This window comes from Streptomyces sp. NPDC055749 (assembly GCF_053617235.1).
In genome coordinates this window covers 9,235-29,884 of record NZ_JBSHFH010000038.1, presented here as the reverse complement: position 1 = coordinate 29,884, position 20,650 = coordinate 9,235, and the positions used below count along the sequence as shown (strand labels likewise).

General features: G+C 71.2%; 15 protein-coding genes. 8 read left to right on the top strand and 7 right to left on the bottom strand.

Translation table 11 applies throughout. From position 1 onward, the window contains the following. Nucleotides 1-34: 34 nt before the first annotated feature. The 3 genes from ACWGO0_RS25535 to ACWGO0_RS25525 form a co-directional block, all read right to left on the bottom strand. Complete coding sequence (locus tag ACWGO0_RS25535; protein WP_453539458.1) at nt 35-1,786, bottom strand: LCP family glycopolymer transferase; 1,752 nt, start codon at nt 1,784-1,786, stop codon at nt 35-37. Between the two features lie 222 nt (nt 1,787-2,008). Continuing rightward, complete coding sequence (locus ACWGO0_RS25530; RefSeq protein WP_453539456.1) at nt 2,009-3,400, bottom strand: LCP family glycopolymer transferase; 1,392 nt, start codon at nt 3,398-3,400, stop codon at nt 2,009-2,011. Nucleotides 3,401-3,575: 175 nt separating this feature from the next. Then, on the bottom strand, nt 3,576-4,328 hold the full coding sequence (locus ACWGO0_RS25525; RefSeq protein WP_453539453.1) for a TIGR03089 family protein: 753 nt from the start codon (nt 4,326-4,328) through the stop codon (nt 3,576-3,578). A gap of 138 nt (nt 4,329-4,466) precedes the next feature. Between ACWGO0_RS25525 and ACWGO0_RS25520 the strand changes: the two genes are divergently transcribed. The 3 genes from ACWGO0_RS25520 (at nt 4,467) to ACWGO0_RS25510 (ending at nt 8,172) form a co-directional block, all read left to right on the top strand. Then, nucleotides 4,467-5,924 carry a peptidoglycan recognition protein family protein gene (locus ACWGO0_RS25520; protein ID WP_453539450.1) on the top strand — a complete coding sequence of 486 codons (1,458 nt, stop codon included), beginning with the start codon at nt 4,467-4,469 and terminating at the stop codon, nt 5,922-5,924. Nucleotides 5,925-6,002: 78 nt separating this feature from the next. After that, complete coding sequence (locus ACWGO0_RS25515) at nt 6,003-7,094, top strand: sugar phosphate nucleotidyltransferase (RefSeq protein ID WP_453539447.1); 1,092 nt, start codon at nt 6,003-6,005, stop codon at nt 7,092-7,094. A 73-nt stretch (nt 7,095-7,167) separates the two neighbouring features. Continuing rightward, a complete protein-coding gene (locus tag ACWGO0_RS25510) occupies nt 7,168-8,172 on the top strand; it encodes a DNA-3-methyladenine glycosylase family protein (RefSeq protein WP_453539444.1) in 1,005 nt (334 codons plus the stop codon). A gap of 34 nt (nt 8,173-8,206) precedes the next feature. On the opposite strand, the gene ACWGO0_RS25505 is transcribed toward ACWGO0_RS25510, so the two are convergent. Genes ACWGO0_RS25505 through ACWGO0_RS25495 form a run of 3 tightly spaced genes read right to left on the bottom strand, consistent with a single transcriptional unit; the run spans nt 8,207 to nt 10,993 of the window. Next, a complete protein-coding gene (locus ACWGO0_RS25505) occupies nt 8,207-9,526 on the bottom strand; it encodes a coenzyme F420-0:L-glutamate ligase (RefSeq protein WP_453539441.1) in 1,320 nt (439 codons plus the stop codon). Continuing rightward, nucleotides 9,523-10,479, bottom strand: coding sequence for a 2-phospho-L-lactate transferase (cofD, locus tag ACWGO0_RS25500; protein WP_453539438.1), 957 nt, complete (start codon nt 10,477-10,479; stop codon nt 9,523-9,525). The genes ACWGO0_RS25505 and cofD overlap by 4 nt, the downstream gene beginning before the upstream one ends. 13 nt (nt 10,480-10,492) lie before the next feature. Continuing rightward, nucleotides 10,493-10,993 carry a cysteine dioxygenase gene (locus ACWGO0_RS25495; RefSeq protein WP_453539435.1) on the bottom strand — a complete coding sequence of 167 codons (501 nt, stop codon included), beginning with the start codon at nt 10,991-10,993 and terminating at the stop codon, nt 10,493-10,495. A gap of 692 nt (nt 10,994-11,685) precedes the next feature. Between ACWGO0_RS25495 and ACWGO0_RS25490 the strand changes: the two genes are divergently transcribed. The 3 genes from ACWGO0_RS25490 (at nt 11,686) to ACWGO0_RS25480 (ending at nt 17,595) form a co-directional block, all read left to right on the top strand. Continuing rightward, a complete protein-coding gene (locus ACWGO0_RS25490; protein WP_453539432.1) occupies nt 11,686-11,949 on the top strand; it encodes a WhiB family transcriptional regulator in 264 nt (87 codons plus the stop codon). 292 nt (nt 11,950-12,241) lie between these two features. Further along, nucleotides 12,242-16,072, top strand: a complete 3,831-nt coding sequence (locus tag ACWGO0_RS25485; RefSeq protein WP_453539429.1) for a glycosyltransferase — start codon at nt 12,242-12,244, stop codon at nt 16,070-16,072. Further along, on the top strand, nt 16,069-17,595 hold the full coding sequence (locus ACWGO0_RS25480) for a DUF5719 family protein (RefSeq protein ID WP_453539426.1): 1,527 nt from the start codon (nt 16,069-16,071) through the stop codon (nt 17,593-17,595). The genes ACWGO0_RS25485 and ACWGO0_RS25480 overlap by 4 nt, the downstream gene beginning before the upstream one ends. Nucleotides 17,596-17,620: 25 nt before the next feature. Here the strand turns inward: ACWGO0_RS25480 and ACWGO0_RS25475 are convergent, their stop codons facing one another. After that, the gene (locus ACWGO0_RS25475) at nt 17,621-18,064 is read right to left on the bottom strand and encodes a metallopeptidase family protein (protein ID WP_453539423.1); all 444 of its coding nucleotides are present in this window, start codon (nt 18,062-18,064) and stop codon (nt 17,621-17,623) included. A gap of 321 nt (nt 18,065-18,385) precedes the next feature. Here ACWGO0_RS25475 and ACWGO0_RS25470 point away from each other — a divergent pair, with 321 nt between their 5' ends. Next, complete coding sequence (locus tag ACWGO0_RS25470; protein ID WP_185300479.1) at nt 18,386-18,763, top strand: DUF3499 domain-containing protein; 378 nt, start codon at nt 18,386-18,388, stop codon at nt 18,761-18,763. A gap of 117 nt (nt 18,764-18,880) precedes the next feature. After that, on the top strand, nt 18,881-20,248 hold the full coding sequence (locus tag ACWGO0_RS25465; protein WP_453539419.1) for a phosphomannomutase/phosphoglucomutase: 1,368 nt from the start codon (nt 18,881-18,883) through the stop codon (nt 20,246-20,248). Nucleotides 20,249-20,650 lie beyond the last annotated feature (402 nt).

The following is a 20,650-nucleotide window of genomic DNA, read 5'->3' as shown; positions in this document are numbered from 1 at the left end:
GCTCAGACTTTCCGTTTAGCGCGCCGACACAAGGTCACTTGGCGCACTCCGCCTTGTCGGCGCTGGCCCTCTGAATGTCGTCCGGCGCCTTTGCCGGACCGGTGACGGGAACTCCCGCACCCTTGAAGTCGGCCCCCAGGGTCAGCACCATCGCCTGAAGCCCCTCGGCGTCGGTGGTGCCCTGTTTCATCGCTGTGGCGGGCAGCCCCATCAGCTCGGCGAGCTTGCGGGCCTGGTCCGCCTGGTTCGGCGCGTACTCCAGCGTCGTTTCGCTGATCTTCGCCGGGGCGTTCGCCTTGTTCGTGGACTTGAGGACGCCCTGCTCGTTCTGCAGCCAGGTGACGGTCGCGCCCGCGGCGCCGGCGATGCCGCCGCCGTTGAGGACGTCGACGCGCACATCTGCCGCCTCGGCCTGCGGGCCCTCCAGCAGCGCCGCCTGCTTGTTCTTGGCGGCCTGCTTCTTCTTCGTCTCCTGCTTCTTCACCTCGGTCAGCGAGGTGTCGTTGCGCATCATGGCGAACAGCTGCTCGCCCTTCTGCGGAGCCACGACCACGGTGATCGGAGTGGGTTCGGCAGGGTTGTCGATCACCGGCATGGTGACGAAGGTGATGTTCTTGGTGTCGACCTTGCCGAGTTCCTGGGCGAGGGACGTCAGCTTGTTGATCGAGCCTATGCCGGAGTCGACCGTGAGGGCCTTGGTCGCCGCGTCCGCGAGCTTGTAGAGCTTCGGGGCACTGGTCAGTGTGTCGTCCGACTTCATCTGCCGGATCATCGAGCCGAGGAACTGCTGCTGGATCTTGATCCGGTCGAGGTCGCTCTGATTGCCGAAGCTGTGCCGGGTGCGTACGAAGGCAAGGGCCTGCTCGCCCTGGATCTTGGACACTCCCGCCGGCAGGTCGAGGTGGGAGTCGGGGTCCTTGACCGGCTTGGCCAGACAGACCTTGACGCCTCCGACAGCGGTGGAGAGCTCCTTGACGGCGTTGAAGTCCACCATCATGAAGTGGTTCGGCGCTATGCCGGTGATCTCCTTGACCGTGCGCATGGTGCAGCCGGGGTCGCGGCCCTCCTGGCCGAGGCTCACGTTGAAGCGCGCGTTCTCCGTGCCCGGAATGACCTTCTCGGAGCCGTCGGGTTGCTTCGTCTCGCAGTCCGGTATGTCCGTCATCAGGTCGCGGGGGATGCTCATCGCCGTCGCGTTGGTGCGGTCCTCGGAGACGTGGAAGAGGATGTTGGTGTCGGCGTGGCCGGTACTGCCCTTGTCGCCGTACCCCTCGTTGCCCTCACCCGTCCGCTTGTCCGTACCGATGATGAGGATGTTGAGCGGGCCGTCGGCGGTGACGCTCTTGCTTCCGGCGTCGCCGACATCGATGGTGTCGAGGTTCCCGTTGAACTTCTGGTAGAGCGCGTACGCACCGGTGGAACCGGCGACGACGACGAAGGCCATCACCCCGCCCGTCCACAGCAGTGCCTTCTTCTTGCCGGACTTCGAAGGCTTGCGCTTACGGCGGCCGACGGGAGCGCCGGCGGCTTCGGGGGTGCGGCCGTTCTCCGCCGCGCGGCGCCTGCGCTGGCCGGGCAGCCGGGGCTGCGGATCGGAGAGCTCGTCGGAGCCGTCACGGGGGTCACCGGCGGGGGAGTCGCTTCTGCGGCCGGTGCCTGGACGGTCCGCCGCCGGACGCGGTCCGGAGTGGTCCAGTCGCAGTTCGTAATCACCGGTCTGCGGGTTGAGAACCCACTGGTCTGCGGGGTCGGTTCCGTCCGCCCGCCCACGGCTATGCGCATCCACGGTTGCTTGGGTCCTCCGTCGGTGCCACGCGAGGCGCCTCCCCCGAAAAGGCGCTCGGTCCTTCGCTGAAGCAGTGCGCGACCTGGGGTCGGGAGCACCGGATCGCGTCACACTATCCGGCCACTAAGCCCTTGAGGGACGGTCGTGACACATTCCACGCCCCTTACAACCGGGCATACTTCCCATTCCTCGCCGATTGCTGTCGGTGCCTTGGGAATTGCTTTACTGATTACACAGGTCATCCGCAGCATTCGAGCCCGAAAAGGTCGGCGCGGGGCTCGGATTCGTGGAGCCCGAATCGTCCGGCTTTCCGTCGGATGCGTCGTTCCCGGCCGTGTCGCTCTCCGGCGATTTCGACGCTTTGATTTCGTCGGCGGGAACCACGGCGACGGGCGCGTCCTCGCGCAGCTGCTTGAACAGGCGGCCCGCGTCCGGCTCGACGAGCTCGTCCCGGTTGGGGTTCGCCCTGTAGGGCTGGCGGGGCACGGTCAGGAACTGCACCTTGTCGGTCGGTACGTTCCGCATTCCGCGCACCAGGTCGTACAGATCCCGCAGCGAGTCGAGCCCCGGGTCGGTGGTCAGCGACTTGGTCGCCGCGTCCAGGACCGGATAGAGACGCGTGGGGTTCAGCAGAACGCCATTGCTCTGCATCTTGTTGACCAGAGCCCCCAGGAACTTCTGCTGCCGGTCCATTCGCTCGGTGTCGCTGCCGTTGCCGATGGATTTACGGGCGCGTACGTATCCGAGCGCCTCCTCGCCATCGAGTTTCTGCCGCCCCGCGGGGAGCTCCAGATGGGCGTCCGCGTCCTTGATGGGCTCCTTCAGGCAGACCTCGACGCCGTCCACCGCGTCGACCATGTCCTTGAAACCGTTGAAGTCGACGACCATGTGATGGTCGATACGGATGCCGGTCATCCGCTCCACGGTGCGGATCGTGCAGGCTGTGCCGCCGACCTCGAAGGCCCAGTTGAACTGGGAGAACTGTTCCTTCGTGGTCTTCTTGTCAGCCGTGTGACAGGTGGGGATGTCCACCATCAGGTCGCGCGGGATGGATACGGCGGTGGCGCTCTTCCGGTCCGCTGCGAGGTGCAGCAGGATCGTGGTGTCCGAGCGCTGGCTGCCGCCGTCGTCGCGGCCGTACTTGCTGTTGTCACCGGACCGGCTGTCGGAGCCGATGAGCAGGATGTTCTGGGCGTCCACCGCGATGGGCGTGGGCCGTTCCTTCTCGTACGCCTTGAGTTCGGCGGCGGCGCTCGTATCGGTCTTGATGTTCCCGTCGAGCTTCTTGTACAGCCACCAGCCGCCACCGGCGGCGATCAGCACGACGAACGAGGCGGCGAGGGCCGTCCAGCGGAGCCAGTGGCGCTTGTACCCGGAAGGGAGCTCCAGCTCGGACCGCTCGGACCAGGTCTGCACGGCACCGTCATCGGACCCGCTCGCCCCGTCCGCGCCCTCCGCGTCGGCCGCGTCCTCCTCACCCGCACGCGGTCCGTCCTGCGGGGCGGCGGCCCCGGACCCGTCCTGCTCCCCGGCCCGCGGCTCGTCCTCGGCCTGGTGGCCCGGCTGATCCGGGTCGGCCGGCGTGCCAGCACTGTCCGTCACGTCTGCGTCCATCCTTCACGGTCGGCGGCGCGATGGGCCGCCGGTCGCAGGAGTAGACGGCTGAACCTCACGCTTGGTTGTGCATCTCGGGAGACTGGTCTGTACCGCCGATCATGTACCGCGGTTGTCGCTCAGCCCTGGGGGCTCGGCCCGTCATGGGCCGTACAGGTGACACTCAGGGCGCTTGTCATACCGCGGTGTTGGTGACGCGCTCGCTCTCGACGCGCTTCGCGAGCCCCTCCTCGTCCAGCTGTCCGAGGTGCCGGCACAGCACCACGGACGCCCCGGAGGCCAGCGGCGCGAAGAGCCCGGCGGAGAGTCCCTCCCAGGTGTTGTACGTGTGTCCCGACAGCAGGCGCGACCCGGGTGCGAGCCCCAGCCCGGCGGCGTCCTCACGGGCCCGGCCGACCAGTTGTGCCCCCGTCAGCTCGACACCGCCCACGACCAGCGCGAGCGCGTCCGGGTCCACGGGCGCGTACGGAGCGAAGCGGTCGCCCTGGCTCGGCACCTCAACCGCGTAGTCCTGGAACCCCTCCGGCGGCTGCGGGAAACGCCCGCCCAGCGGACGCAGGGCCAGTGCGACCCGCTCGCCGCGGCAGGCGCGGGCGCGGTCCAGCGTGTCCGGGCCGGTGACGACGAGGTCGGCCGACGAGGGGTCGCCCTGGACATCGGCCACGACACCGACGGACGAACACGCCAGCAGCCAGACGGCGGACTGCCAGTGCGCCGGAAGCAACAGAGCGAGCCGGTCGCCCGGTTCCGCGGCCAGGTCGCCCTGGATCAGATTGGCGGTCTTCGCCACCCAATTGGCGAAGGTGGCCACCGACAGTTCGACACGCTCTCCGGTGGCGTCGTCGTAAAAAGTGATCAGGGGACGGGCCGGGTCCGCGGCGAGCGCGGATCGCAGCAGGTCGGCGGGGGTGCGGTCGCTGGAGTTCATCCGCGCAAGGGTACGCGGGCCGAGGCGGCGGGGAATGGTGTACCGCGCCTCGCGTACACCGGTTCGGCAGACGAGGCGTCAGGAACCCTCGTACGCCCCGGTGGCCGGAGTTGTCCCTGTATGCCAAGGATCATGTGTATGCGTGCATTTCTTGCAACCTCGATCGGCGTCACCTGTGCGGCGGCCCTCACCCTGCCGCTCGCCGCGCCCGCCCATGCCGTCCCCGTCGTCCGCACCTCCGCCACCCATGCCGCCCCCGCCCCCGCCGCCGATCGCGCCGAGAGCTCCGGGACGGCGGAGTCCGCCGAAGCAGCCGCGTCGGCGGAGCCCTCCGCAGCCGAACTGCCGGGCTCGACCCAGTCCCTGCCCCTGTCGCCGCTGACTCCCGCGGCGCCCCGGGCCACCGGCGCGCCCACAGGTCCCACCGCCTCCGCCGGACAAGGGCTGCGGCAGCAGGACGTCAGCCCCTTCTCGCTCGTCGGCGTGGTCTGGGACGACGCGGACGCCGAACTCCACGGCACGGTCCAGGTCCGTACCCGCGCCACCGGCGGCACCCGGTGGTCCGGCTGGCAGGACGTCGAGACGCACAACTCCGAGCACGCCGCCGACCCCGGCACCGCCGAACGCGAGGCGGGCACGGTACGAGGTTCGACGGCCCCGCTCTGGGTCGGCGACTCCGACGGCGTCGAGGTCCGCGTACGGCCCGAGGCCGACCGTCCGCGACACCGGGCAGCCGCCCCGCAGGAACTCCCCGCGGGCCTGCGCCTGGAACTCGTCGACCCGGGCGAGGACTCGCCCCGGCCCCCCGCCGGAGGCACCCCCGGCGCCGGCCGCACCACCGAGTCCGCGGCGCTCGCACCGCTCACCGCCGAGTCCGCCGCCGCGGCGGCCGTCAACGCCGACCTCGCCCCCCTGGGCGCCACCGTGATCCCCGCCCTCAGCAAGGCCGAGACGGAAGAACAGGCCGGAGTCGCGGCAGGTGCCAAGCCGTTCGTGGGACCCCGCCCCCGCATCGTCACGCGCAAGGGCTGGGGCGCGGACGAGAAGCTCCGCGAGCGCGAGTTCGCGTACACCAAGCGGGTCAAGGCCGCCTTCGTGCACCACACCGCCACGGGCAACAACTACCGCTGCTCACAGTCGCCCTCCGTCCTCCGCAGTATTTACCGCTACCACGTCAAGAGCAGTGGCTGGCGCGACTTCGGCTACAACTTCGCCGTCGACAGGTGCGGAAACATCTACGAGGGCCGCGCGGGAGGCGTGGCGAAGCCCGTCCTGGGAGCACACACGCTCGGTTTCAACACCAACAGCATGGGCATCGCGGTCCTCGGGACGTACGGTTCGTCGAACCCGCCCGCGGCCTCCGTGAAGGCGGTCGCCAAGCTCACCGCCTGGAAGCTCGGTCTGTTCGGCGCCAACCCCAAGGGCAGGACCAAGCTGGTGTCGGGCGGGGGCAACCGGTTCAAGAAGGGCAAGAAGGTCAGCCTCAACGTCATCTCAGGACATCGGGACGGATTCGCAACCGAATGCCCCGGATGGCGTCTCTACAAGAAGCTCGGCACGGCCCGGTCCACCTCCGCCCGCCTGCAGGGCCGCTGACCGGGGTCGATCCCCGGGTCTGCATACACTGGCCAGCCGAATCGAGGCCCGGCCCCAGCAGGAAGCAGAGACAGTGCTGTGACAGAGGCAAAAGAAGCGATCCTCCTGGTCGGCGGCAAGGGCACCCGGCTGCGTCCGCTCACGGTGCACACCCCGAAGCCGATGGTGCCCGCGGCGGGCGTCCCGTTCCTCACCCATCAGCTGGCACGCGCCAGGGCGGCGGGTGTGGAGCACATCGTGCTCGCCACGTCCTACCTGGCGGAGGTTTTCGAACCGTACTTCGGCGACGGTTCCTCGCTCGGCCTCTCCATCGAGTACGTCACCGAGCGCGAGCCGCTCGGTACCGGGGGCGCCATCCGCAACGTGGCCTCCCGGCTCACCTCGGGACCCGACGAACCGGTCCTCATCTTCAACGGCGACATACTCACCGGCCTCGACATCCGCGCGCTGGTCACCTCGCACGCCACATCGGGCGCGGACGTCTCCCTGCACCTCACCCGGGTCGAGGACCCGCGCGCCTTCGGTCTCGTACCGACGGATGACACGGGCAGGGTCACCGCGTTCCTGGAGAAGCCCCAGACGCCACAGGAGATAGTCACCGACCAGATCAACGCGGGGGCGTACATCTTCCGCAGGTCGGTCATCGACACCATCCCGGCCGACCGCCCGGTCTCCGTGGAACGTGAGACCTTCCCCGGACTCCTCGCCTCGGGCGCCCACCTCCAGGGCATGGTCGACTCCACGTACTGGCTGGACCTCGGCACCCCGCAGGCGTTCGTACGCGGCTCCGCCGACCTCGTCCTCGGCCGCGCACCCTCCCCGGCGGTCCCGGGCCGCTGCGGCGACCGTCTGGTCCTGCCCACCGCGACCGTCGCCCCCGACGCCAAACTCACCGGCGGCACGGTCATCGGCGACCGCGCGGTGATCGGCGAGGGCGCCCGGATCCACGGATCGACGGTGCTGGCCGACGCGGTCGTGGAACCCTACGCGGTGATCACCGACTCGCTGGTCGGAGCGGGCGCCCGCATAGGCGGCCGTACGGTGCTGGCGGGCGCGGTCATCGGCGACGGGGCCACCGTCGGCGCCGACAACGAACTGCGCGACGGAGTCCGCGTCTGGTGCGGCGCCGTCCTCCCGGACGCATCGGTCCGCTTCTCCTCCGACCAGTAAACGGACGCGCACCGCCTTGAGGCCGGCCGGCCTTACCCTCGATAGGCACCCACCGAATCCGAGGACCGCACCCGTGGCAGGACGTTTCGTACCCCGCACCCACCGAGCGACGTTGCCGCACCAGGCGACGACGCCGGCCGCGGGCGCCCCGGTGGAGGCTCTTACCCGGGAATGGACCCCGCCGGGACCGCTGGACCTGCGGCTGGTCCTCGGTCCGCTGCGCAGAGGCCCGGCGGACCCCACCTTCCGGGCGCTGCCCGACGGGTCGGTCTGGCGGGCCACCCGTACCCCGGCCGGCCCCGGCACACTCCGGCTCACCGCCCGCGACGGCCGCATCGAGGCATCGGCCTGGGGCCCCGGCGCGCAGTGGCTCCTGGACCAGCTCCCGGTGCTGCTCGGCGAGACGGACGACCCGGACGCCTTCCGCCCGCGCCACCGCCTGCTGGCCCTGACCCGGCACCGCCGCCCCGGGCTGCGCCTGCTGCGCACCGGCCTGGTCCTGGAATCCCTGATCCCGTCGATCCTGGAACAGAAGGTCACCACCGACGAGGCGTACCGCGCCTGGCGCCTCCTGATCCGGGCCCACGGCACCCCGGCCCCCGGCCCCGCGGACCCCCGCTTCACCGCACTCCAGCTGTACGTCATGCCTGATGCCCGGACCTGGTCCCTGATCCCCTCCTGGGAGTGGCACCGCGCGGGCGTCGACGCCAAGCGCTCGGGGACGGTCCTGCGCGCGGTCCGGGTGGCCCGCAGGCTGGAGGAGGCGGCGTCCATGGCCCTGCCCGAGGCCACCGCCCGCCTGGAACTGATCCCGGGCATCGGCCCCTGGACCTCGGCCGAGACCCTCCAGCGCTCGAACGGAGCCCCCGACGCGGTCACGGTCGGCGACCTCCACCTCCCGGGCATCGTCGGCTACGCCCTGGCGGACAACAGAAACGCCGACGACGAAGAGATGCTGGCGCTGCTCTCCCCGTACGAGGGCCAACGCCACCGGGCGACCCGCCTGATCCTGCTCTCGGGCCACACCCCGCCCCGCAGAGCACCCCGAATGACCAGAGGCGACATCGCCCGCATCTGACCCGGATCAGGCATCACCCGACCCGGATCAGGCCTCACCGCACCGCGACGAAGTCCTCCACGGCACGCCCGGCCCGCTCGGCCGGCGCGGTCGCCGCATGCCCCACAGCAACCGCACCCAGCGGATCCCACGAGGCCGGCAGCTCCAGCACCTCCCGCACCACGTCACGGCAGAACATCGTCGAGGACACCCACGCCGAGCCCAGCCGCTCGCCCGCCAGTGCCACCAGGAAGTTCTGGACCCCCGCACCCGCAGCGACCACGAACATCTCGCGCTCCGCGGTATCGCGCCGCACATCCCCGTACGTGTGCGAGCCGTCCATCACCAGGCACGGCACCGCAAGATACGGCGCCCGGCGCAGCACATCGCCCCGCCGCACGCGCCGCTCGATCGACTCCTCGCTGCGACCGTCGCGCCGCAGATCGGCGACCCACGCATCCCGCATCGCATCGAGCAGCCGGGTCCGTGACTCCGCCGACTCCAGCAGGACGAACCGCCACGGCGTCGTGTGATGCGGCGCGGGAGCCGTCACCGCAGCCGCCACCGCACGCCGCACCGCCCCCGGGTCCACCGGCTCGTCCGTGAACTCCCGGACCGTCCGACGCAGGGTCACCGCCTCGCGCACCGCCTCCGACGTCCCCAGCCGGAACATGTCATCGGCGGCGACCCGCACCATCGCCCGCGCGCCGCCCACCGCCTCGTCCGGATCCACCACGTGCGAAAGACCCCGCACCACCGCGACCGGCAGCCCCGCGGCCTTGCCCTTCACCAGGTCACCGGCCGAGGCCAGCTCGTCCGCGGTGGCGACGACCGTCGCGCTCAAGGGGTTGCCGAACGCATCCGTGCCGCCGCGCAGGTCGTCCAGCACCCGCACCCCCGCCGCCCCGATCGCGACATCCGTCAGACCGTTGCGCCAGGGACGCCCGAAGGTGTCCGTGACGATCACTCCGACCTCGACGCCGAGCGTGTCCCGCAGCCCGTCCCGGATCGCCCGCGCCGACGCGTCGGGGTCCTCGGGCAGCAGCAGCACCGTCCCTGACGGCGTGTTCGAAGCGTCGACCCCGGCCGCCGCCATGACCAGTCCCTGCCGGTTCTCCACGATCCGCAGGGTCCCGCGCCGCGCGACCACCCGCACCGTCTCGTCGTCTATCGCCGCCTCCCGGTCGGCGGCCCGCACGATCCGGCCCTCCGCCTTGGAGACGATCTTGGAGGTGACGAGCAGGACGTCCCCGTCCACAAGCCCCGGCTCCGTACCCGCGATCAGCTTCGCGAGGTCGTCCCCGGCCCGTACCTCCGGCATGCCGGGCAGCGCCCACACCCGGTACGAGGGCGCCTCGGCAGGAGCGTCGCTCACGCCCGTACCTCCTCGGCCAGCGCCAGCGCCTGCCGCGCCATCTCGGCCGTCGCGTCCACGTCCGTCATCATCAGCGGCACGGCGCGGCACCGGATGCCCGCCGCCTCCACCTCGTCGACCGCACCGGCGTCCACCGTGTCGACCAGCCAGCCGTCGAGCAGCCCGGAACCGTAGTGCTGTGCCACCGCCGCGGCCGTCGTCTCGACACCCACCGCGGTCAGCACCTTGTCGGCCATGCCCCGCACCGGAGCGTTCCCCACGATCGGCGAGAGCCCGACGACCGGAACCCCTGCCTCGGCGATCGCCTCCCGGATCCCGGGCACGGCCAGAATCGTCCCCACCGAGACCACCGGGTTCGACGGCGGGAAGACGATGACATCGGCCTCCGCGATCGCCTCCAGCACGCCCGGCGCCGGCTTGGCCTGATCCGCGCCGACCGGCACGATCGCCTGCGCCTCGACCGAGGCGCGCAGCTTCACCCAGTACTCCTGGAAGTGAATCGCCTTGCTCTCGCCGTCGACATCGACCGCCACATGCGTCTCGATGCGGTCGTCGGACATCGGCAGCAGCCGGACCCCCGGCTTCCAGCGCGCACACAGCGCCTCGGTCACCGCGCTCAGCGGAAAGCCCGCGCCGAGCATCTGCGTACGGACGATATGGGTCGCGAAGTCACGGTCGCCGAGCCCGAACCACTCCGGTCCCACGCCGTACGCCGCGAGTTCCTCCTTGACGTGGAAGCTCTCATCGGTACGCCCCCAGCCCTGCTCCTCGTTGATGCCACCGCCGAGGGTGTACATCACGGTGTCCAGGTCGGGGCAGACCTTCAGCCCGAACAGATGGATGTCGTCGCCGGTGTTGCCGATCACCGTGATGTCCGCGTCGGGCGCGGCCTGCTTGAGGCCACGCAGAAAACGAGCACCACCGATACCGCCGGCCAGAACCACAATGCGCATGCGGAGCAGTTTGTCAGGCGGGTACGACATCCGCGGCGGCCGGGGCGCACTGCGCCGCGTGCATCGGCATGTCGGTCAGTCCGGGGAAGTAGACGTGCAGGCTGACGGCCGGTTCCAGCGAGTCGTTGACGACCTCGTGGACGTAACCGGGCGCGAAGACACGCTGCGCACCGGCGTTCAGGGGCCGCGCACCGCGGTTGGTGTGCTCGGTCAACTCTCCGTCCAGGACCGTCAGTACGCCGGAGGACAGCCCGTGGTCGTGGCGCCCGCTGCCCTGACCGGGCACCCAGCTCAGCAGCCAGACCTCGTAACCGGGGCCGGTGCGGAGGCGGTGGTACCAGCGGGACGCGGTGTCGTACTGGACGAGGGGCGCCCACTGGGCGCGGTCGGCCGCGAGGGAACGGGCCAGGCCGACGAACTCGGCCACGGTGGAGGGGTGCTCGCGGGCGGGCTGGAGGAGGTGCTGGACCTCAAGGATGTCGCCTGCGATCTGGAGGTCGCTGTCGCTGTTCATCGGTGCGTGGTTCCTCGGCGTGGGTGGCACGTGCGGGGGGCGTCGCGTGAGTCGCGGGAGAAGGAATCGCGGGGCTAACGAGTCGCGGGAGCAGGAGTCGCGCGGAAACGAAGAGCTGGATCAGAGCTGGAGCACTAGGGCATCAACAGCTGTGACAGCTGGAACAGCAACAGCGGGCCTGGACAGCGGTGCGGAACCCACGGACGTGGGTGGCGTACATCGCTGCGGTCGCTGGCATGAAGTCAAGGAGACCGGCTACATGCACCCCTGTCAACCCAATGCCCGATTTGGGGTCTATGTTTCACCTCATCCGGTTGTTGAGTCCGGAGAAAGGTTTGTGCAGCCGACGGAGCGGAGATGTGGCGCATCAACCGCACCCGTAAACGCCGTTGAGGTCCCGTGACCCGAATGTGATCTTGATCGCTTCGGTGATCGAATCGCAACACGGCGAGGGTTCCGGTCGTCTCACACGGTGAGAGTGGATGACGCGCCAGGCGCATGGCATATGTCAGGTTTTTGGTGATTTGAACACTTTCCGCATACCCTTGGTTCCGCAGAGTGAATCCCGGGGCCAATACCAGATCTCCGCTTGACTGGCCCGGAGCTACACACTTGTAATTTCACTCGTGTCGTTCGGCCGCAATCAGTAACGGCCGCAACACGGGGACGCAAGAGACAGACGAGGGGCGCACATGACCGAGCTGTTCCAGCAACTGCTGGTCGAGGACGCGGACGAGGAACTCGGCTGGCAGGAGCGCGCACTGTGCGCCCAGACCGATCCCGAGTCCTTCTTTCCCGAGAAGGGCGGTTCCACCCGCGAGGCCAAGAAGGTCTGTCTCGCTTGTGAAGTCCGTTCCGAATGCCTTGAGTACGCGCTTGCCAACGACGAACGGTTCGGTATCTGGGGCGGGCTTTCCGAGCGTGAGCGACGACGTCTGAAGAAGGCCTCTATCTGAGGCCGCCGTCCAGGCCCGTGCAATCGGCCGATGGCCCGTGGTCCGCACCCTGCCCCGCAGGGCCCGGACCACGGGCCATCGCCATGTCCGCAGCCCGCGCCACCACCACGCGGCAGGGCCCCGGAACCCGTGCCCCGGCCCCCGTTCAGCCGCTCGGCGCCGCCGCAGTTATCCGTACCGTTAGTGTGGGGCCCCGTCCGAGACGCGCCAACGCCCCGCCGGGGCGCGCGTGTACACCGATGCAGCCCCCGGGGGGACGCCCCCCGGACCCGGCCGGAGGGCCCGTACCTCGATGTCCGTGCACAGCCACTCGGCGGCGCCGAACCCGGCCGCCGCCGCCCCAGAGTTCCCCCGGCATGTCGTCACCGCCGTGCTCGTCTCCCATGACGGCGCACGCTGGCTGCCCGACGTGCTCGCCGGGCTGCTCGGGCAGGAACGCCCCGTACAGAACGCCGTCGCGGCCGACACCGGCAGCGCCGACGACTCCGCCAGGCTGACCACCGAGGCGCTCGGCGACGAGCGGGTCCTTCATCTCGCACGCCGTACGAGCTTCGGCACGGCCGTCGACGAGGCGGTCCGTACGGCCGGTGTCCTCACTCCCGAAGAGCTGCCGTACCTGAAGCGCCCCAGCGGCTGGGACCCGGTCAGCCGTTCCTGGCGCGACGACAACTACGACCTGCCCGAGCTCCCGCACGGCGAACCGGTCCAGTGGCTCTGGCTGCTGCACGACGACTCCGCACCCGAGCCCGACGCGCTCGCCGAGATGCTCCGCATCGTCGACGGCGACCGTCATGCCGCGATCGTCGGACCCAAGCTGCGCGGCTGGTACGACCGCAAGCAACTGCTCGAAGTCGGCGTCTCCATCGCCAACAGCGGGCGCCGCTGGACCGGACTCGACCGCCGCGAGCAGGACCAGGGCCAGCACGACCAGGTCCGTACCGTGCTCTCCGTCTCCTCCGCCGGCATGCTGATCCGCCGTGACGTCTGGGAGGAGCTCGGCGGGTTCGACCGCAGTCTCCCGCTGATGCGTGACGACGTGGACCTCTGCTGGCGTGCCCACATGGCCGGACACCGGGTGCTCATCGCCCCCGACGCGATCCTGCGGCATGCCGAGGCATCCGCGCGGGAACGCCGTCCCATCGACTGCGCCGGGCGCTCCGTCTCCAGCCCGCACCGCGTCGACAAGGCGGGCGCCGTCTACGCGATGCTCGTCAACGCCCACGCCAAAGCCCTGCCCTGGGTCCTGCTCCGGCTGGTGCTCGGCACCCTGCTCCGTACCCTCGCCTACCTGGTCGGCAAGGTCCCCGGACAGGCCGTCGACGAGGTCACCGGCCTCCTCGGCACCCTGCTGCGGCCCGGCAGGATCATCGCGGCCCGGCGCCGACGCGGCAGAGCGGTGGTCGAGGCGAGCGAACTGCGCTCCCTCTTCCCGCCGCCCGGCGCGACCGTCCGCGCCACCGTCGAACAGGTCGCGGGCAACTTCGGCGGCCGGTCCGACGCCGAATCCGGCGGCTCCCGCCACGGAGTCGTCGAGTCGGGACCCGGCGGTGACGACGCCGACTTCCTGGAGATCGAGCAGTTCGCCCGGCTGAAGCGGCTGGCACGCAGGCCGGGACCCGTCCTCTTCGCTCTCCTGCTCCTCGTCTCCCTCATCGCCTGCCGCGGCCTCCTCAGCGGCGGCGCACTCGCCGGCGGCGCACTGCTGCCCGCGCCCGGGGACGTCTCCGAACTCTGGGGGCGGTACGCGGACGACTGGCACCCGGTCGGCACCGGCGGCACCCAGACGGCACCGCCGTACCTCGCCGTGATCGCCGCCCTGTCGGCCCTGTTCCTCGGCTCCACCGGCTTCGCGCTCACCCTGCTGCTCGTCTGCTCGGTCCCGCTCGCCGGAATCACCGCGTACTTCGTCTCCCGGCCGCTGATCGAATCGCGGCTGCTGCGGGCCTGGGCGAGCATCGCGTACGCCTTCCTGCCCGCCGCGACCGGCGCACTGGCCACCGGCCGCCTCGGCACGGCCGTCCTCGCCATCCTGCTCCCGCTGATCGCCCGCGCCGCCGTATCGGCCCACGGGCTGCACGGCGCACCCGGCTCGGGCACCGCCCGCGGCAGCTGGCGCGCCACCTGGGCGTACACCCTGCTGCTCACCTTCGCGATGGCCTTCACCCCCATCGTCTGGCCGCTCGCCGTCGCACTCGGCATCGGCGTGCTGGTCCTGCGCAGGGGCGACATCACCGCGTACGGGCTCCGCTTCCTGGCCGCCGTCGGCACCCCGCTGCTCGTCCTGGCGCCCTGGTCGCTGACCCTGCTGACCAGCCCGTCGAGCTTCCTCAGGGAAGCGGGCCTCGACATGGGTACGGGCTCCGCCTCCCCCCTGGACCTCCTCGGGATCAGCCCCGGCGGCCCGAAGGCGGCGGGCGGCGTCCTCCTCCTGGGCATCGTGCTCGCCGCCCTGGCCGCCCTGCTGCGCGGCGAGCGGCAGTTCGCGATCCGTACCGCCTGGGCCGTCGCGCTCGTCGCGCTGCTCTTCGCGGGCATCGCCAACGGCTCGACGTGGGCCGGACCCGCCACGCTCGTCTACGGCATCGCGCTGATCGCCGCCGCCCTGCTCGGCGCCGACGGCGCACGGGTCCGGGTCGCCGAGCTCAGCTTCGGCTGGCGCCAGCCCGTCGCCGCCCTGATCGCCCTTGCCGCGCTGGCCGCTCCCGCCCTGGCCGCGTTCGTCTGGATGGCCGGCGGAGCGACCGGGCCGCTGGAGCGCCGCGACCCGGTGCAGGTGCCCGCGTTCGTCGCGGAGGAGAGCGTCACCCGCGACCAGCCCCGCACCCTGGTACTCGGCGGTACGTCGCCGGCCTCCGTCACCTACACCCTGGTCCGCGGCTCCGGCGCCCGCCTCGGCGACGCGGAACTGACCGAGTCGGGCGGCAGCAACACCCACCTCGACAAGGTCGTCGCCAATCTCGTCGCGGGCTCCGGCGCCGACCAGGGCAGCCAGCTCAGCGGCTTCGCGATCCGTTACGTCCTCGTACGGGACGGGGCGCCGCGGCAGATGAGCCGGGTGCTCGACTCGACCCCTGGCCTGAGCCGGCTCAGCCAGCTGGACGGCAGCGCCCTGTGGCGGGTCGACCGCCAGGTCGCCCGGGTCATGATCGTCCCGGCGTCCGGCGAGAACGGGGCCTCCGGTGAGGGCGGCGAGTGGCTGCCCGTCTCCTCGCTCCCCGTCGACGCGCATTCCAAGATCCCCTCGGGCGGCTCCGGCCGCGTGCTGCGGATCGCCGACGCCGCCGATCCCGGCTGGCAGGCCACGCTCGACGGGAAGCCCCTGACGGGCAAGACCGTCGACGGCTGGGCCCAGGGCTTCGAACTGCCCGCCGGGGGCGGCACGCTGGACCTCACGTACGACACCCCGGTCACGCACACCGCGTGGATCTGGGCGCAGGCCCTGTTCGCCGTCGTCCTGCTGGTACTGGCCCTGCCCGGCCGGCGCCGGGAGATCGACGACGACCTGCCCGATGAGGCCGTCGCCGTGCCGCTGGAGCCGGTCGCGGGGGAGGGCCGCAGGGCCCGCAGGCTCCGCGCAGCCGCCCAGGCGGAGGCGGAGGACGGTGACGAGGGCGACGCGCTCGTTCCGGAACCGATGGCGGCGCCGCAGGAGTACATCCCGGCGCAGCAGTCCGCGGACCCGTACGCCGCGGCCCCGGACGGATCGGACGCCTTCTCCCAGCAGGGTGACACCGGTACGTACGCGGCGGTGCCGCAGCAGCAGTACGCCGAGTGGGACGCGCAGCAGTACCAGAACGCCGACTACACGCAGTACCAGGACGGCACCCAGCCCCAGGACGGGCAGTACCAGGCCGGGCAGTACCAGAGCGGCCAGTACGGCGGCGAGCAGTACCCGGCGGCCGGTCAGTACCAGGCCGACCCCTACCAGCAGAACGCCGCGTACGACCCGTACGGCTACGCCCAGCAGCCCTACGCCACGGGTACGGGCGAAGCCGCCCCGTACGACAGCCAGGGCCACTACCAGCAGCCGCACACCACCCAGAACGACGAGCAGGACGAAAGCACCGCCCCGGGCGAGGGCCCGTGGCATACCGGTAACGCATCGCGAGGCGAGTCCGAGTGAAGTCCACCCCCCTTTCCCTCATCGTGGGCGCCGCCGCCCTCGCCGCCGTCACCGGCTTCGCCGCGCTCAACGCGCCCGGCGAAGCGGTCACCACGGAGGCCAAGGCCGCGTCCCGCCTGCCCGTCGAACGCTCCAGCCTGCTCTGCCCGGCGCCCAGCAGCTCCGACCTGGCATCCACGACGTACACGTCCTTCACCCCGGCGGGCAAGGGCGACGGCGAAGGCGAGGCCGACGGTGCCGAGCTGAAGCCCGCCACCCCCCTCCCCCCGGACGAGGGGACCGAACCGGACCCGAAGGAGGACAAGAAGGCCGCGGCGAAGGCCGACAAGCCGGTCGTCGCCCTCAAGGAGCCCGGCAAGCCGTCAGGCGCCGAGACCTCGGAGTCGGACGCCCCCGCCCTGATCGGCACCGCCACCGGCCGCCTGGCACCCGGCTGGACCGCCCAGCAGACCACCACGGTCACCGCGGGCGGCGCGCGCGGTCTGCTCGGGGCGAGCTGCACCCGCCCCGACACGGACTTCTGGTTCCCCGGCGCGAGCACATCGAAGGCGCGCCAGGACTACGTCCACCTCACCAACCCCGACGACACCCCGGCCGTGGCCGACATCGAGCTGTACGGCCCCGACGGCCCGCTCAAGTCCGAGGGGGGCGAGGGCACCACCATCCCCGCCCGCTCGAGCGTCGCGCTGCTGATCTCCACCCTGACCAGCGAGGCCGTCGACGACGTGGCGGTCCACGTCACCACCCGTACCGGACGGATCGGGGCCCTCATCAGAGCGGCCGACGACACCGCCGGAAGCGACTGGCTGGCCTCCTCCGTCGATCCGACGGGCACACTCGTGCTGCCCGGCATCCCGGCCGACGCCACCTCCGTACAGCTGGTGGCCTTCGCGCCGGGCGACGACGACGCCGATGTGAAGGTCCAGCTGATGGGGAAGAACGCGACGTTCTCCCCGGCGGGGAACGACACCCTGCACATCAAGTCGAACATGACCGCGAGCGTCGACCTGCGGGACGTCACCAAGGGTGAACCGGGTTCACTGCGGCTGACGCCCGTGGAGAGCAGCCGCGCCACCCCGATCGTCGCCGCGCTGCGCGTGGTCCGGGGCACCGGCGCCAAGCGGGAGGTCGCCTTCATCCCGGCGACCGGCCCGGTGGGCACCCGTGCGACCGTGGCCGACAACAGGGCCAAGGGCTCGGTCCTCTCCCTCACGGCCCCGGGCGCGACGGCCGAGGTGAAGGTCACCGCGTCGGCGGGCACCGAGGGCGGCGAACAGGTCGTCAAGACGTACACGGTCAAGGGCGGCACCACGATCGCCGTCACCCCGCCGGTCCCCTCCGGCCTCAAGGGCAGCTACGCGCTGACGGTCGAGCCGGAGTCGGGCGGCCCGGTCCACGCGGCCCGCACGCTCGCTCTTCCGGAGGACGGCGTCGAGATGTTCACGGTGCAGACACCGGCCGACGACGGCGGCACGGTCGAGGTCCCCAGGGCGGAACAGGACCTCTCACTGCTGGACGACTGATCCGCCGTCAGGGGCCCCGGGGCCCCTACTCCTGCCCGTACCTCGGATCGACCGACTCCGGCGCCAGCCCGAGCAGCTCCGCGACCTGCTCGACCACGATCTCGTGCACCAGCATGGCGCGCTCGTCGCGGCTCTTGGTGCGGATCTCGACGGGGCGCCGGTAGACGACGACCTGCGCGGGCTGCCCCTTCTCGGCGGCGACCGCACGCCCCAGCGGCACGCTGTCACCCAGCGTTCCCGGAACGTCGAGAACCCGGAAGTCGACATCCGCCAGCTGCGGCCAGCGCCGCTCCAGCCGCTCCACCGAGTCCTGCACGAGATCGCGGAACGACTCGGCCCTGCTCACCGACAGCGGCACCTGGGGCGGCGCGACGGGCCCCCGCATGCCGCGCCCGTGGCGGTCGCGGCGGCGGGGGCGGGGCTCGGACGGGTGGGGCTCGGACGGGCGGGGAGGTACGGAACTGTCCATCACCGACGCAGCGTAACTCTCCGCGCGGCATGCCGATCGCGGCTCCCGCGCAGGCCCGGCGTGTGTCCACTCCTGAACATTCCGGCCAAGGTGAGTCCGGATCAGGCCCCGACTTCGACAGCCGATCCGCGCCTCATGACAGCTTGCGCTCGGGCCGATGACCGGAATCGACGGGGGCAGCGACCGTCGCCCCTCTGTCGCCGTGCAGGTCAGGGCAGTTGCCCGGAAGAGAGTCGTGCCGGAGGTCACAGGGCGACACGTGGGGGTGAGGTGCGGGGGAGTCGTCGCAGCCCGCTCAAGAGTGCGGTACCGTCCAACATCGTGAGCCCTGTACGTCGCTGTTCGCGAACCGCGTGCGGCCGTCCTGCCGTCGCGACACTGACGTACGTCTATGCCGACTCGACTGCGGTCCTCGGCCCGCTCGCCACTTATGCCGAGCCCCACTGCTACGACCTGTGCGCCGAACACAGTGAGCGGCTTACCGCGCCACGCGGCTGGGAAGTGGTCCGGCTCTCCGACCCCTCCGCACCCACCCGCCCCAGCGGTGACGATCTCGAAGCCCTCGCCAACGCGGTACGGGAAGCGGCGAGGCCGCATGACCGCGGACCGGGCGCCGGCAACCGCGGACCGCGTACGGCCGACCCGGTGGAGGTCGCGCGCCGCGGCCACCTGCGGGTGCTCCGCTCGCCCGACTCCTGAGAAGCGCACAGCACGGCCCTACCGGCCCTTGGCCGCATCCCTGACGGGCATCCCGCCGCAGCCTTCACCCCGGCCGGGTAGTTTGGGCGCTCCGCAGAGACCCCAGGAGGACCGGCCGTGGTTGCTGATCTGTCGCAGCTCGTGAAGGCGTACGACGTGCGCGGAGTAGTGCCCGACCAGTGGGACGAGTCGTTGTCCGAACTGTTCGGCGCGGCCTTCGTGCAGGTCACCGGCGCGGACGCGATCGTGATCGGCCACGACATGCGGCCCTCCTCACCCGGCCTTGCCGCGGCCTTCGCCCGCGGCGCGGCGGCGCGCGGTGCCGACGTCACCCTGATCGGCCTCTGCTCGACGGACCAGCTGTACTACGCATCGGGCGCACTGGACCTGCCGGGCGCGATGTTCACGGCCTCGCACAACCCGGCCCAGTACAACGGGATCAAGCTGTGCCGGGCAGGCGCCGCACCGGTCGGCCAGGACACCGGCCTGACCGAGATCCGCACGCTGGTCGAGAACTGGTCCACGCACGGCGCCCCCGGCCGGCCCCCCACGGTCCCCGGCACGATCACCGAACGCGACACCCTCACCGACTACGCCGCCCACCTCCTCGGCCTGGTCGACCTGTCCTCGATCCGCCCCCTGAAGGTCGTCGTGGACGCGGGCAACGGCATGGGCGGCCACACGGTCCCCACCGTCTTCGCGGGCCTCCCGTTCGACCTCGTCCCCATGTACTTCGAACTGGACGGCACCTTCCCGAACCACGAGGCCAACCCTCTCGACCCGAAGAACATCGTCGACCTCCAGGCCCGCGTACTGGCCGAGGGCGCCGACCTGGGCCTCGCCTTCGACGGCGACGCGGACCGCTGCTTCGTGGTCGACGAGCGCGGCGCCGGCGTCTCCCCGTCCGCGGTCACGGCCCTGGTCGCGGCCCGCGAACTCGCCCGCAACGGTGGCAAGGGCACCGTCATCCACAACCTGATCACCTCCTGGTCGGTACCGGAGGTGATCCGCGAGAACGGCGGAACGCCGGTCCGCACCCGCGTAGGCCACTCCTTCATCAAGGCCGAGATGGCCGAACACGGTGCGATCTTCGGCGGCGAGCACTCCGCGCACTACTACTTCCGGGACTTCTGGAACGCGGACACGGGCATGCTGGCCGCCCTCCACGTCCTGGCGGCCCTCGGCGGCCAGGAGACCCCGCTCTCGGAACTCCTCGCCCAGTACGACCGGTACGTGGGCTCCGGCGAGATCAACTCCACCGTCGAGGACCAGGCCGACCGACTGACCGCGATCAAGGCGATGTACGGCAACCGCGAGGACGTTACGTTCGACGAACTGGACGGCCTCACGGTGACGTCCAACGACTGGTGGTTCAACGTCCGCGCCTCCAACACGGAACCACTGCTGCGCTTGAACGTGGAGGCCCGGGACGAGAAGACGCTGACGGCGGTACGCGACGAGGTCCTGACCCTGATCCGAGCCTGACGCACGTCTGGTCCGTTAATCGCTGCGCCGGCTTCAGCCGGTTCCGCCTGACCTCGGCTCGGGCCCATCAGCCCCTGGGGTCACGGGTCCCTCCGGGGCCACGAGTCCCCCCGGTGCTTACCTCGCCCGGTGCTTACCTCGCCCTGTGCTCACCCAGCCCCCGGTCCCCACCCCGTTGCTCCCAGCCCCGGCCCCCCAGCCCGTTGCCCCCAGCCCCCGGCCTACCCGGCGCCTCGCCCCACCCGCCTCCCCCTCCAGGCCCTCGGCCCACCTACCCCACCCCTCGGCCCACCCTCCAGCCCCTCCGGCGTTTGAGGATCCGGGGGCCGGGCCGAACCCCCGGTTAGGGGAACGGCGGGTAGGGGGCAAAGGCCGCCGCCCGGGGGCGGGCGGGGCCCGGCG